Here is a 13,374-nt window from a genome sequence, read left to right as displayed (position 1 = left end):
GTATGAGCGTTTACTTAAGAGAACCTTAAGGGCTATTAAGGAATAGTGGAGCGTTAGTTTGTAGAAAGTTCCTGAACATACCCAATAAATCAAAAAAACAGAATGCTAACCCAGACCACGAGCATAAACAGTAGGGCAAAAAATACCGCTGCAGAGGCTAAATCTTTCGACCTTCCACTAAGCTCGTGGAACTCTGCCCCAACACGGTCAACAACGGCTTCTACCGCCGAATTAAGAAGCTCAGTAATGAGCAGAATAAAAAGACTTGCAAGCAATAGCAGCCGCTCAGCCAACGATGCTTCAACGTAAAAAGCGACAGGTACCAAAATCAAACACATTAGTGCTTCCTGTCGAAAGGCCGCCTCGTACTGCCACGCACTTTTCAGGCCTCGCAGCGAATTGAAAGTTGCGTACCAAATTCGTTCTAAGCCTTTCTTTCCCGGTTTCATTCTATCGCCCTCTTAGCCATCAACATCTTTAAATAACTTATTAAATGTTTCTTAAGGCTTACTTAAGAATGCGCTGCTAGTTTGCCTTTTATTAAGCAGCAACAAAGAACTAGTACAATATTTATGATCAAACCAATTTTACCAATTGCAGAATTATTGCGGCCAATATTTCTTTTCTTTGTTTCTGCGCTCGCTCTGCTTAGTGGATTCCGCTTTCTTCACTTCTCTCTGTACAGCAACCGTGTCAGCGAAGCTATAGGGTTAGGAGAGTTTTTCATTCTGGGCTTACGAGCCGATCTTATGCAAGTAAGCTATTTTATTGTTATTCCACTTCTTGTATTACCATTTCTTATTCCTTTTATGAACCGATATCGAGCCCAGAGTCTCTGGTATCGAGTCTCTTTATTGTGGTTTACATTATGCTTCATCATTTTATGGTTCATGGAGATTTCAACACCGGCTTTTTTGGCTCAGTACGACACTAGACCCAACCGCTTATTCTTTGAATACCTAGAGTATCCCGCCGAAGTATTTTCCACACTATGGAACGGATTCAAAACTTGGTTAATGATAGGTGCGGCTTCTACTTTACTAACCATATACATTTTAAAGCGCATAGCCCGTATTATTGCTCAACGATTTCAACCAGAACCAATGCGCCGTCGGTATTTGTTGGGTGTTTACTCTCTTCTTCTAGTGATGGTAGTACTCGGCATCCGTTCAACACTAGCGCATCGCCCGGCTAACCCAGCATTTTTCGCGGTTACCTCTGATGCCATGGTCAATTCATTGATTCTGAATTCCACTTATACCTTAGAGTATGCACTTTACAATTTAAAACACGAATCAAAAGCAAATCTTATATACGGTGATATGAAAACCGATGAAGTTTTAACAACAGTTAAGCAGAACACTCACCTTAAAGAATATGAGTTTCCTTACAAAGATTACCCCACAGTACACTTTCAGCCTGCGACACGGAAAAGAGAAAAACCTCTTAATATTGTCATTATTTTAGAAGAAAGCCTGGGTGCGACATTTGTCGAATCACTTGGTGGCGTACCGGTAACACCTAATCTGGAGCGACTGAAATCAGATGGCTGGTGGTTTGAGCGGCTTTACGCAACAGGAACCCGTTCAGTACGCGGTATAGAGGCTGTTGTTTCAGGTTTTTTACCGACTAGAGCACGAAGCACCGTGAAACTTTCAAACTCACAGCGTCAGTTTTTTACACTTGCCGATGTTTTATCCCGGCAGGGTTATTTCACCGAGTTTATCTACGGCGGCCAGGCTCACTTTGACAATATGGCCAACTTTTTTGTCGGTAATGGCTTTCAATCGATTATCGATCAAGATGATTACAAAACACCGAATTTTACTGGGAGCTGGGGTGTTAGCGATGAAGATTTATTTAATAAACTACATCAGCGATTAGTAGTCAACACAGCTAAACACCCCACCTTCACCCTGGCTTTTAGCTCCTCTAATCACGAACCGTTTAAGTTCCCCGATAACACTATAAAGCTTCATGAGGAGCCTAAAAATACCGTGAATAATGCGGTTAAATATGCGGATTACGCACTCGGAGAGTTCTTTAGAAAAGCCAGACAAAGTAACTACTGGGATAACACCTTATTTTTGGTCGTGGCCGATCATGATACCCGGGTTTACGGTGACGACTTAATCCCTGTCAATAAATTCCACATACCAGGACTGATTTTAGGTGCAGATCTTGAACCCCGAACCATTAAGTCGACAGCAAGCCAAATTGATTTAGCTCCCACATTACTCTCTTTAGCAGGTGTTTCCGCCTATTTGCCAACAGTAGGGCAGGATTTAAGCCGCACAGATAAAGCTCCCGGAAACCGGGCAATGATGCAGTTTGGCGACAACTACGGATGGTTGGAAGGTGATACTTTAACCGTTCTTAGGGTAAATAAGCCAACTGAGCATTATCGCTATATCCCGGAAGTCGATAAGCAAGAGTCGATAGAGGATCCGCTAAGCCCCGAGCAGTTAAAAAAAATAAGAGCATTCGCTATGTTGCCGTCTATTTTGTATCAATCGCGAGAATATTATGTTCCTAAAGATTAGACTACTTCGGCGTACCAAACAGAATCTTGTCGGCTTGACCAGCTAACGCAATGATCATGGTCACAACCCAAACGCCCAGTATCCACCAAAAAGTTGACCAGGACATCCATGCCAGGTCTAAAAACAGCAAGTCGAAAATCCAGACAATAAATGCCGCGAATAAAATTGAAGGCAGAAATACAACGAAAAGAACGCAAAGGGCTAGAGGTATCGTGCCCAGAGTTTTCATCCAGTTTAACAAAGAGGACATAATGGCTTCAGATTAGTGAGAATGGACTGAAAATTACATTGAGTTGCGGGAGATATCAACTCACCCCGTGATTTCCCGGAAAAATCGACTACTATTTGTTCTTAGGAGGCCTTTATGACTCAAGAAGAAATCAATTCTCAGGAATGGCATGACGAAAGCAACTGGTCACGGCCTTTGTGGCTCGGCATATACTTTAGCAAGAAAGATACGCGCAGCTGGGTGCCGAAATTTTATCCAATGCTTGGCTGGACAATTAATTTAGGAAAGCGGGCTGGAGCTGCATGGTTTATCGCTATTATTGCCGGGGCACTTGCCGCAGCATTTTTTGCAGGGTGGCTAACAGCCAGCAAGTAGCCACCCCTAAACCCTTTATTTTTTAAATTGCTGACTGGCCGATTTCAGCGCCGTTGATAAAGACTCTGTTGCCGACTCAAGTCCCTTACTAACGTCAGACCATGCGTCTTTGCTGGATTTCTTAACTTCTTCCAGCTTAGTTTCTGCATCATTTCTTAACGCTTCAAGTTCACTAATTTTTTCTTCATACTTAATTTCAGACTCCGCTTCCGACTGCTTTGCTTTCGCTTTTAAGCGGTCAATCTCAGCTTTCATTTCTTCTATTTTTGCTTCGTGCTTTTTCTCAAATGCGTCTTTGTTATCCATTTAAACCTCCAAGTTTTTACCGTTACTCAGTAACTTAATTAAAATAAGCATGGTCAAAAGTCGTCGGGGAATCAAGCGCCCCTTGGTTCTCATGTATGATTACTGTAAAGATGCTTGTCCGGTTTATGGTTTTCGGGTTTCATATTCGCATTACCCAATAGACAGGGACGTCATGGCAAAAAGTAGAACAAGCACGCTAGATCGGAGTATCAGGCTCTATGAGCGTTTTAAAGATTATGCCTGGTTAATGCCTGAGCCGGTGCACAATGCTTCCTGACTTTATGCCATTCATAATAAAGCTGATCTTGTCGCAAATAGTCTGCCGATGTCACAAAAGCTTAAATGAACTGTCAACGGCGGTTCATTTAAGCAGAGGAGTATGGACGAAACCCACAGTGGGAGATCGTTATGCCTCAGGCTCGCTTGAACGCCCGAACTTTGTTTATTTCCGACGTACACCTTGGCTCTAAAGATTGCAAAGCCGAATTTCTGCTTCACCTGCTCAAACGCGTTGATATTGAGCGGTTGTATCTGGTTGGCGACATTGTCGACTTTTGGGCAATGAAACGGCAGATATTTTGGCCGGATCAGCATCATAAGGTACTTCAGCAAATACTGGCAATGGCACGTAACGGTGTCGAGGTTATCTACATTCCCGGCAACCATGACGAAGTTATGCGTAAATATCGCCATCCAGATGTGGCCAGTATTCGCATTCAACGTCAGGCTATTCATACTACCGCTGACAACAAACGTTTGCTGGTAATGCACGGCGACGCGTTTGATGCCGAAACCTGCCATAGCCGCTGGCTGTCGTTTGTTGGCGACCATCTTTATGACTTCTTACTGTGGCTTAACCGAACAACAAACCGCATTCGCAACCTGTTTGGCCACAATTACTGGTCATTGTCGGCCTACGTGAAAAGCCAAATTGGTAAAGCCGAAGAAGTCATTGGCCGCTATCGGGCGGCCTCATTCCGCGAAACTAAAAAGCGTGGTTTAGACGGTATTGTATGCGGACACATTCATCACCCAGAATTGGTTGAGTCTGACGGCTTACTGTACGCCAATACCGGTGACTGGGTGGAAAATTGCACGGCTCTGTTTGAAAACCATGACGGCGAGCTGTCGCTGATGAAATACACATTCTCGGATGCTCAGCCAGCTCGCTTAAGTCGCTTTCGTCGGCGCCGTCGCGCCTATAACAACGCGACCTAAAGGCTAAGTTAAGGTATCGACAATACCGCCTTCGACTCGCAGCGCTGCGCCGGTAGTGGCGCTGGCCTGCGGCGATGCCACGTAAACACTCATATTAGCAACCTCTTCAGGCGTTGCTAAGCGCTGAATAATGGACGAAGGCCGGTTCTCCTGAACAAAGCGGGACTCTATTGTTTCCTGTGAAACGCCCTCTTCCTCAGCCATGTCTTTAAGCATATTAAGCACGCCTTCTGAGCGTGTGGGTCCGGGCAGTATGGCGTTAACTGTCACTTGAGTGCCGCTAAGTACTTTCGCCAACCCCCGGGAAATGGACAACAGCGCTGATTTTGTCATGCCGTAATGCACCATTTCACTAGGAATATTAATGCCCGATTCACTGGATATAAACTGAATACGCCCCCAGTCACGCTCCTTCATGCCTTTCGCATAATGGCGCGAGAGTCTCACCGCACTCATCACGTTCACATCGAAAAATTGCTGCCAGGTATCATCATCCACCTCAAAGAAGTCCTCAGGTCCGAAAATACCGACATTATTAACCAAAATATCAGTGTCTGGTTGCTGTTCAGTCAGAGTTTTACAACCTTCCGCGGTTCCAAGATCGGCTGCGACACCTTCAATGCCAGCATCAGGAGCCGCTTTTTTAATCTTGGCGATGGCTTCATCAACCCGCTGTTGAGTACGCCCGGTGATCACAACATTAGCACCAGCCTTGGCGAGCCCTTCGGCAATTGCAAAGCCAATACCGGCTGTAGAGCCAGTAATAATGGCGTGTTTTCCGTTCAGATCAATGTGCATAAGCTGCTCCTTTTTTCTGAATACCCGTGCTACATAGAAAAACGATGAACGCACGGCTTGTTAAGCAAAACATGGGACTCTTTTTATTATATTCAAGGTGCAGAAGGCCGGAAAGTCGCCGCCTCTTTCTCTTCATTAGACGAAGGTTTACTCAGCTTCAGACTGCCTTCATGTAATACCAGATAGACCTCTGGCTTATCTGCCAAATGATAAGAAGACCACTCACTATTGGACAGGCCTTCAACTTGCTTAAAGGTCGCGTTGGCGATAAAACTGTCTGAGCCATCATGCTTGCTTACGGTTAACTTACCGTTTTCCGAAACAAGGTAGAAACCAGGTGATGCTTCAGGCTGAAACGAAACCGTATTCTTCTCACCGCGTAACGACTGCAGATGCCACAGCTGGCTATAGTTTTCTTTCTCACCTGCAGCAACAGCGGCACCGTCACCCTGATAAGTCAGAAACTCTTTATTTGAAAAGGCCTGCAACTGTTTCGCATTGTAGTGAATACCCGACGCCGTTGGGGTAATTTTCTGGATGCTGCCGTCCTCATTGTACTCAAGATGTTCTATCGAAACCGAACGACGATAGTTTCCACCCGTTGGCAGCGCGGCGGTGTGATAAACCAAATACCACTGCTGTTCGAACTCAAGCACAGCCTGATGGCTAGTTCCGCTATCGGGCAGCACATCCATTATCAGCCCTTGATATTCCCACGGCCCTTCAGGCGAGTCACTTACCGCATACGCCAGCTCTTCAGGATAATTCATTGCAAATGTCAGGTAATATTTATCCTGGTATTTATGCAGCCACGGCGCCTCAGTGAAGGTACCTGGCATGTTATCGATATCAACTTTATGAATTTCGCTGTCCAGTTCGGTCATATTGTCTTTCAGACGTGCGTAGTAGAGGTGCGTGTTCCCCCAATACAAATACGCTTGTCCGTCATCATCAATAAATACAGTTGGGTCGATGTTGTCCCAGGGCTCATCCTCCATAAATTCAGGCGATTCTGTCATGTCCGCGGTTATCAATGGCCCGCCTATTGCGTCTTTCCAACCATTAACCGGGTCATCCGACACCGCCACTCCTATCGCAAAACCTTGCTTTTCCGGATCGGAGGCGTCGTTTAGTACAGTTACATACCAGTAAAACTTACCGTCTCGTTCAGTCGCCTGAGCAGCCCAGGCTGTGTCGCCTTTTGCCCAGTCAAATTCCGTGCGGGGAAAAGCGCCTTCCAGCGTCCAGTCCTTTAAGTTATCTGACGAATAGATAGACCACTCGCGAAGGACAAAAAAATCACCGTCTTCTTTAGCTTCGTCGTGGCCTACATACAGATAGACCACACCGTCATGAACTAAGGTTGCCGGGTCGGCTGTAAAGCGTTCTTTAATAATTGGGTTTCCGGCTACAGCAGAGCCAACAACAGAAGCCGCCAGCACAAAGCCCCCGAGCATAGTCACTAATTTATTCGGCATATAACATGGTTCCTGGTTTGAGGTATCCGGGAAATAGTTTTAGAGACTACCCCGAACCTAATTCGCACAAAGTTAATTTGTATTACTATAAGACATTAACTTATTTAACTACAAACCCTAAACTTTGTTTGTAAGCTGACTTTGCGTATCATTGAGACAAACGACACAGGAGCAACGCATGGCAGACAATAACAGTAATAAAGCGCTCAGGCTGGATAACCAGCTTTGCTTTGCGTTGTACTCAACCTCACTAGCAATGAATAAGCTCTACAAGCCGCTGCTCTCGAAGCTTGATTTGACCTATCCGCAATACCTTATTTTATTGCTTTTATGGGAGCGCGATGGCGTGACCATTACGGAAATAAGCCGCAAGTTGTTTCAGGAAAAAGGCGCGTTAAGTCCGGTTATTAAGCGGCTGGAGCAGCGCGGGCTAATAACCCGAAAGCGCAATATCGACGATGAGCGACAACTGCATTTATACCTCACCGAACAAGGTCGGCAACTGGAACAGTCTGCCTGCGATGTTCCGGAGCAGGTTTTCTGCGCCACTCAACTGGAGCCTGATGAGGCCCTTGCCTTAAAACACACCCTTGAATCACTGCGGGCGCAGTTACAAGACAAGCCCGACCACTAGCCAAGTCCGATGTATCGAAAATATCGATAACTTCGTTCGGAAAATACTGTTATCGCGATAACTGTTATTGCACTAACATTATGCGTATTAGTTCCCAACACACCAAATAGTGAGGTAATCGTTATGGATATTCTGTACAAAGCTGTAGCAACATCAACCGGCGGACGCGATGGTCAGTCAGAGTCTGACGACGGCCAACTGAAAGTAAAACTGACAACACCTAAAGAACTCGGTGGCGCAGGCGGTGATGGTACAAACCCTGAGCAATTATTTGCGGCGGGTTATTCAGCCTGTTTTATCGGCGCACTGAAGTTCGCTGCGGGTCAGGAAAAAGTTAAACTGCCCAAAGACACTGAAGTTAAAGCCGAAATAGGTATTGGTCAGATTGAAGGCGGGTTTGGTATTGATGCCACGCTGAACATTCATTTACCGGGCATGAGCCAGGACGAAGCGGAATCTCTTGCTGAAAAAGCACACCAGGTTTGTCCGTACTCAAACGCGACTCGTAATAACATCGACGTACGCCTGAACGTTACGGTGTAACCGTTATTAACAGCGGTGGTGTTGAGAGTGTCAGCCGATCAGTTTAACTGATCGGCTGGCTATTTCAGGCTCCTACTACCCCGCCGTCTTCACGAGTAATAATAACCGTTGCTGAACGCGGACGTGCACCGTTACCGGCAGGCCAGCTACTGCTGAACTTACCAGGCGCCAGTCGGTCACCAGGGTGCTGAACATTAACAAACATAGTTTTGCCATCCGGCGTTGTTACCACTCCGGTAATTTCGCAATCTACAGGGCCAACCAAAAAGCGTTTCAACTCGCCAGATTCAGGGTTAGCAGCGTACATACCGTTGTTACCAAAACCGCCCTGGCTTAACAGCTCACCACTCATGTCCGTCTGGATCCAGAGCGTGCCTCTATGATCAAACCACAAGCCATCCGGGCAGGCGAACTGGTTATCGGCCGTTAGAGTCAGGTCATCCCCTTCAGCGTTTGGAGTGCGTGTACCCGCTTCACCGCCCATTAAGAAAATGTCCCAGTGAAAGGATTCAGCACTTTGCTGGTGGTCTTCGCTCCAGCGCACAATATGACCATAAGCGTTTTCGGCACGCGGGTTCACAGCATCCGTCTGCACTTCGGTGCGGCGGGTGTTATTGGTTAAGCTGAAGTAGACTTCTTTGGTCGTTGGATGCACAGCGCCCCATTCCGGGCGATCCATTTTCGTCGCACCCATAACATCGGCCGCAAGCCGAGTGTTTAACAGCACATCGGCCTGAGAATGGAACTCGACGCCCGCTTCGCTGGCCTTTGCCTGAAACTCTGAGTTTTCAATATCTAACGGCAGCCAGCGACCCGTTCCATCATCATTAAAGTGCGCAACATACAGCGTACCTTCATTCAGCAAATCGCCTGAAGCAGTTGCTTTGTAATAAGGTTTCGCCGAAACAAACTTATAAATATATTCAAAGCGCGAATCATCGCCGGAATAAGCCACCAACGGCTCACCTTCCACTGCCGGAGCAAACACAATACCTTCATGAGCAAAGCGACCCAGCATGCTTCGTTTAACCGGTGTGCTTTTAGCGTTAAAAGGGTCTATTTCAACAATCCAGCCAAAGTGGTTCGGTTCATTTCGGTAATCATCTGCGGCTGCAGCACCGGTAGAAGAGGCATTAAAGCGCGCGGTTTCATCAAGACCCGGCGTTGCCGTTTCCCAGTAATAACGGCTGTTCCCGCGGTTCACACCGTATCTTTCATGCTCACGAGGATGAGTCTTGTCATCGTTCATGAAGCAGCCCGCCCAGTTTTCTTCGCAGGTTAAGTACGTGCCCCAGGGCGTATGGCCATGCGAACAGTTATTGATGGTTCCGCGAGTCCTGGTGCCGTCAGGGCTAAAACGAGTTATCAACTTGTCATGACCGGCAACAGGCCCGCTCATTTGCATTGGGGTACTTGCGGTAATTCGACGGTTGTAGGAGCTGCCTTCAACAAGCTGCCATTCTCCGTCGGGTTTACGAATAATATGAGCGACCGATACGCCGTGCGCCATCATCTCCTTCAATACTTCGTGCTGCGGGCGCGGTGCGTTAGGGGAAAAACTGGTGTGAAGAATTTGCGGATCGACGTATTCATGGTTCATCACCAGCAGCCCTTCTTTCGAGGAAGCACCGCCTTCTTTCACATCTATGGGAAAGAAATGCATGCCATCGTGATGCGAACCAACTTGCCGCGCCTGATCTAACGCCGAATTGCTTGCGTCAGTTTTAAACTCACCGGCACCAGGCACAAGTGGTGTACCCCAGGGCAGAAAAGGTTGAGCACGATACCCAACGGGTACATCAACAACATCAGTTCGGTTGCCGGCAATGGCCTGAAAACCAAGCCCCGCGGATGAACTAGCAGAGCCTTTAGGGGACGTACAACCGGCCATTAAAGGCGACAACATAAAGGAACTGACAGCAACGCCAAGGCCTCCTTTTAGGAAAGAGCGCCGGCTTAACTGACGGTTCACCACATCATAAAAGTCATCACCTTTTGACTTATTACAAATTGGATCAACACCTGAAATATCAATCTTCAGCTTTTTCTCTTTCGTGGTCATGCCGTCTTCCCCGTTCTGAAACCTCTGGCTTAACAAGCTCAGCGTTATATTTTCGAACAGGCAATAGTACTGACTTTAAATGACAGTTTGATTACGTCGTTAGCCAGCTTTAATGACGGCTATTTCCTACATTTTTTGAATATCAGCGCCCTGCTTTTCAAGTTGCTCAAGCACGCCTTGCTGACCACCAAGGTGCCCCGCACCAACGGCCACGAATACGTTATCAGACTCAGTTACCTTAGCGAGCTTTGTTATCCATTCATTGTTACGTTTAGTGATCAGCTCGTCTAACGCCTTCGGAGGTAGGTTCTGGTTTAAGTAGTGGGTGAGTTTATCCAGATCGCCCTCTAGCCAGGTCTTCTGGATATCGGCAAAAACCTCTTCAATTTTTTCCACTTCCGCAAGCGTCTGCTCCAGCAATTCACCCTCACCAGATTCACTTTGAGCCGCGCGTAAAGCATCAATTTGCCGCTCGACGGTTTCTAGCCCTTTAACCGGTATGTCCGAGCTTTTTGCCAACTCAAACAGTTTTCCTTCAGAGCCACCTTCGGCGGTGTAACCGGATTGCGCAATGGCTTGCGAAACAATGACAATTTGTGCGAACCAGGCATTGAGCTGTTCCAGCGCACTGGCGTTCATACCATACTTTTCAACCTGCGTAGTGAGCTGCTGCCAGGTTTCACTATCGACCGTGTCAGATAACTTACCCTCGGAGCGCCGGGCATGCTGCATAAACAACGCTTGAGCACTTTGAATTTTCTCCGGATGTACCTCAAACCACACGGTTTCACTGTTTTTCAATGCATTTTCTGCCGTTTCAGACAGCTTAATTAAGTCTTTTTTGGCGGCGTGCAGCGTGCCGTATACCCAAATAGTCTGGTCTTCTTTTGTCACCTTGTAGAGAATTTCGGCCTGCGCGGAGGCACTCAATAAGCACAACACTAAGCCGGCAATTAAGGTTTTCAGCTTCAACATGGTTATTTCCGGTCTATTTTTGTAGCAGTAGTCTCATATTTGCCAGTATACGACAACTCTATAGCGCTCATCAGCCGGCTAGCGAGTAAAACCCGCCGCTAGCCTGTGTTTTTACAAAGCCTTAACTTAAAATTGTGCGCTTTAACAGGTACTCTTAGCGGTCATGCTTTAAACGAACAGAATTTTTAGCGCTAGCTGGTACAGCTATCAGTAAAACAGATTAGGTACTGTCATGAATAAAAAAGGAATTTTGTTGCTTATTGGCGCACTTTCAGCGGGCGCTATTACGCTGGGTTGCAACAGTAACGACAGTTATTCAGCAAGAGAGGTACTGAGTGTGGAGCAAAAAGAAGCGGCTTTAGCTGAATTACAGCAAAAGAGAAAAGAGCGTAAGAAAAAAATCCAAACCATTGAAGATAAAGCTTTGTTTGAAGCTCTGGAGGGCGAGGAGTTTATAGCCCACCGGAACATTTACAGAACGATAAAATTCGATGAAAAACCTGCGCAGTACTTTTATGTTGAGCCTTTCAAGGCTTCTTACATAGGCCCCTTAGGTCGCCCCTACACCGCCGACCGATTTAAACGACTAAAAGACTACGAAAGCCCACAAAAGCTTCTGGATATTTACCGTAACAACTTTGTGGCTTCCACCGCTTCACGCGAGGGTCAGTGGTTTCAGGTTCGTGAACCTTTTGCTTTTCCCTTTAAAAGTCAGCTGCAGTTTACCCAGGTAGTGATGGATAACGGCGACGTCAAAGCCCTACCTGACCTATTAGACTGGGTTGCCCAAACCGATGAAATTCGTTACGACCCAGAACGCTTTTATTTCAAAGAGCCGCGTACCGAAGACGACCTACAACCCGTTAAACTGCTCGGCGACGTTGAAACTGAGTTACCCAAAGATGTGCTTCAGTTCGAGTTTAAAGCAAGCGATGTGGGCAAAACTCAAGAGCAGCGCGGATATTCTGTCACTCTGGTTAAGGCCGGTGATTTTAACTACGACATAAAAATTGAAGTACCGGATGACCAGGCAATGCCGCTGCGAGACGAAGACATTATTGGTGAAGCCCTCTCGCCAACCGAGCGGGAACTTCAACTGCGAATGGATACGACACTGCAGTCTGATTATCACGAACGAATGAGTGAATGGCTTGACGAAATCATAGAACGAGCCATGCGGGGTGAAGTTGATGCAGAAACCGTACGCACCGAAGGCAATAACTTACATGACAAACTTTCCGTAGGCGAAGGCCGCGTTCTGCATAAAGCCTTTGCCTTTATGGGGCCTGTAGCTACCGCACGAGTGACTTTGCTGCCCCGCAAGAAAACCCGCGATAAAGTAACTCACAAAATTGAAATTCCAATTCACTTCCTTGGCCAACAAGACAATAGTGATGAGATTGATTTAAGCACTTTGCCTGATATCGACCTGGCAGGCCCGGTTTATGATGAAAGGCCAAAACGACGAGTCGATTTAACCGAAGAAGAAATGAAACAGCTTATTGATATTCGCTATGAAAAAAGTCGGCACCTTCCGGAATATCAACACACAGAACGGATCTATCTGAAATACCCGCCGGTACAAAGCCAGCTTTTTATCAGCAGTTCAGACCGCTACCACTTCAACTTAGAGCCAAAATTTAAGCGAGTGATACTGACCGAAATGGTGAAATTTTTCGATGACGCAGACGAAACCATTGAGTTAACACGCGACAAAGATGAGGTATTCAGTTTCACCACATATGGCTTTGCGTATACCCCTGAGTATATGCCGGAGTCGCCAGCTCGTATCGAAGTCCGCATTCCGCTATTAACGGCACCGGATATTGTCAAAAAAAGCTACAGCGCCGACAATTTACCCGACGGTATGCGCTTAGACGACAACCGACTTGTTGTTGACTACAGCGTGTTTACTCCCGAAGAAACCCTTGACGGCACGCGGTTAAACACAAAGCTTCGCAACCGAATTTTCGCGAAGAACGCAGAGCAAAAATACCTGCAGCCCTTTGACAACGTTATTCTACTTGAGCGCGAAGACGGCGAACCGGTGCATGTGTTCTATTATTACGGGCAGCCTGAAAGTATTGAGCTCTGGTATCGCGGCGAAACGAAAGTCGTCGACTTCAAACTGGATGTCGAGACGCGGGAGCAGAAAGGTTAGTCAGGGCGGCGTTCGTTTGATTCATTTTTTCGATGGTTGAGATAGATTATTT

General features: G+C 46.7%; 13 protein-coding genes. 6 read left to right on the top strand and 7 right to left on the bottom strand.

Annotated elements, in window-relative coordinates; translation table 11 throughout:
- Positions 1–89 precede the first annotated feature (89 nt).
- On the bottom strand, positions 90–449 hold the full coding sequence (locus DEU30_RS06780; protein WP_011233352.1) for a diacylglycerol kinase: 360 nt from the start codon (positions 447–449) through the stop codon (positions 90–92).
- 123 nt (positions 450–572) lie between these two features.
- Here DEU30_RS06780 and DEU30_RS06775 point away from each other — a divergent pair, with 123 nt between their 5' ends.
- Positions 573–2,543: an LTA synthase family protein gene (locus DEU30_RS06775; RefSeq protein WP_114981763.1), complete on the top strand. Its 1,971-nt coding sequence runs from the start codon at positions 573–575 to the stop codon at positions 2,541–2,543.
- A 1-nt stretch (position 2,544) separates the two neighbouring features.
- Here DEU30_RS06775 and DEU30_RS06770 read toward each other — a convergent pair whose 3' ends face one another.
- A complete protein-coding gene (locus DEU30_RS06770) occupies positions 2,545–2,793 on the bottom strand; it encodes a hypothetical protein (RefSeq protein WP_011233350.1) in 249 nt (82 codons plus the stop codon).
- Positions 2,794–2,907: 114 nt separating this feature from the next.
- Here DEU30_RS06770 and DEU30_RS06765 point away from each other — a divergent pair, with 114 nt between their 5' ends.
- Positions 2,908–3,147 (top strand): hypothetical protein, encoded by a 240-nt coding sequence (locus DEU30_RS06765; protein ID WP_011233349.1) that lies wholly within the window; start codon positions 2,908–2,910, stop codon positions 3,145–3,147.
- Between the two features lie 15 nt (positions 3,148–3,162).
- Here the strand turns inward: DEU30_RS06765 and DEU30_RS06760 are convergent, their stop codons facing one another.
- Positions 3,163–3,453 (bottom strand): hypothetical protein, encoded by a 291-nt coding sequence (locus DEU30_RS06760; protein WP_011233348.1) that lies wholly within the window; start codon positions 3,451–3,453, stop codon positions 3,163–3,165.
- A gap of 408 nt (positions 3,454–3,861) precedes the next feature.
- Between DEU30_RS06760 and DEU30_RS06755 the strand changes: the two genes are divergently transcribed.
- Positions 3,862–4,671 carry a UDP-2,3-diacylglucosamine diphosphatase gene (locus DEU30_RS06755; protein WP_114981764.1) on the top strand — a complete coding sequence of 270 codons (810 nt, stop codon included), beginning with the start codon at positions 3,862–3,864 and terminating at the stop codon, positions 4,669–4,671.
- Positions 4,672–4,674: 3 nt separating this feature from the next.
- Here DEU30_RS06755 and DEU30_RS06750 read toward each other — a convergent pair whose 3' ends face one another.
- Complete coding sequence (locus tag DEU30_RS06750) at positions 4,675–5,469, bottom strand: SDR family oxidoreductase (RefSeq protein ID WP_011233346.1); 795 nt, start codon at positions 5,467–5,469, stop codon at positions 4,675–4,677.
- A gap of 92 nt (positions 5,470–5,561) precedes the next feature.
- On the bottom strand, positions 5,562–6,947 hold the full coding sequence (locus tag DEU30_RS06745; protein WP_114981765.1) for a family 43 glycosylhydrolase: 1,386 nt from the start codon (positions 6,945–6,947) through the stop codon (positions 5,562–5,564).
- Positions 6,948–7,125: 178 nt separating this feature from the next.
- Between DEU30_RS06745 and DEU30_RS06740 the strand changes: the two genes are divergently transcribed.
- Both DEU30_RS06740 and DEU30_RS06735 read left to right on the top strand, forming a co-directional pair.
- Positions 7,126–7,581 carry a MarR family transcriptional regulator gene (locus DEU30_RS06740; protein WP_011233344.1) on the top strand — a complete coding sequence of 152 codons (456 nt, stop codon included), beginning with the start codon at positions 7,126–7,128 and terminating at the stop codon, positions 7,579–7,581.
- A gap of 123 nt (positions 7,582–7,704) precedes the next feature.
- A complete protein-coding gene (locus DEU30_RS06735) occupies positions 7,705–8,124 on the top strand; it encodes an organic hydroperoxide resistance protein (RefSeq protein WP_034819178.1) in 420 nt (139 codons plus the stop codon).
- Positions 8,125–8,188: 64 nt separating this feature from the next.
- Here the strand turns inward: DEU30_RS06735 and DEU30_RS06730 are convergent, their stop codons facing one another.
- Together DEU30_RS06730 and DEU30_RS06725 are read right to left on the bottom strand one after the other, a co-directional pair.
- The gene (locus DEU30_RS06730) at positions 8,189–10,186 is read right to left on the bottom strand and encodes a PhoX family phosphatase (protein ID WP_114981766.1); all 1,998 of its coding nucleotides are present in this window, start codon (positions 10,184–10,186) and stop codon (positions 8,189–8,191) included.
- A 126-nt stretch (positions 10,187–10,312) separates the two neighbouring features.
- A complete protein-coding gene (locus tag DEU30_RS06725; protein WP_114981767.1) occupies positions 10,313–11,161 on the bottom strand; it encodes a TraB/GumN family protein in 849 nt (282 codons plus the stop codon).
- A gap of 232 nt (positions 11,162–11,393) precedes the next feature.
- Between DEU30_RS06725 and DEU30_RS06720 the strand changes: the two genes are divergently transcribed.
- Positions 11,394–13,322 (top strand): hypothetical protein, encoded by a 1,929-nt coding sequence (locus DEU30_RS06720; protein ID WP_016341246.1) that lies wholly within the window; start codon positions 11,394–11,396, stop codon positions 13,320–13,322.
- Positions 13,323–13,374: the final 52 nt, after the last annotated feature.

This window comes from Idiomarina sp. 017G (genome assembly GCF_004362265.1).
In the GTDB taxonomy this organism is placed as follows: domain Bacteria; phylum Pseudomonadota; class Gammaproteobacteria; order Enterobacterales; family Alteromonadaceae; genus Idiomarina; species Idiomarina loihiensis.
Note: the sequence above shows the minus strand (reverse complement) of the source record. Positions and strands in the feature narration are given on the sequence as shown.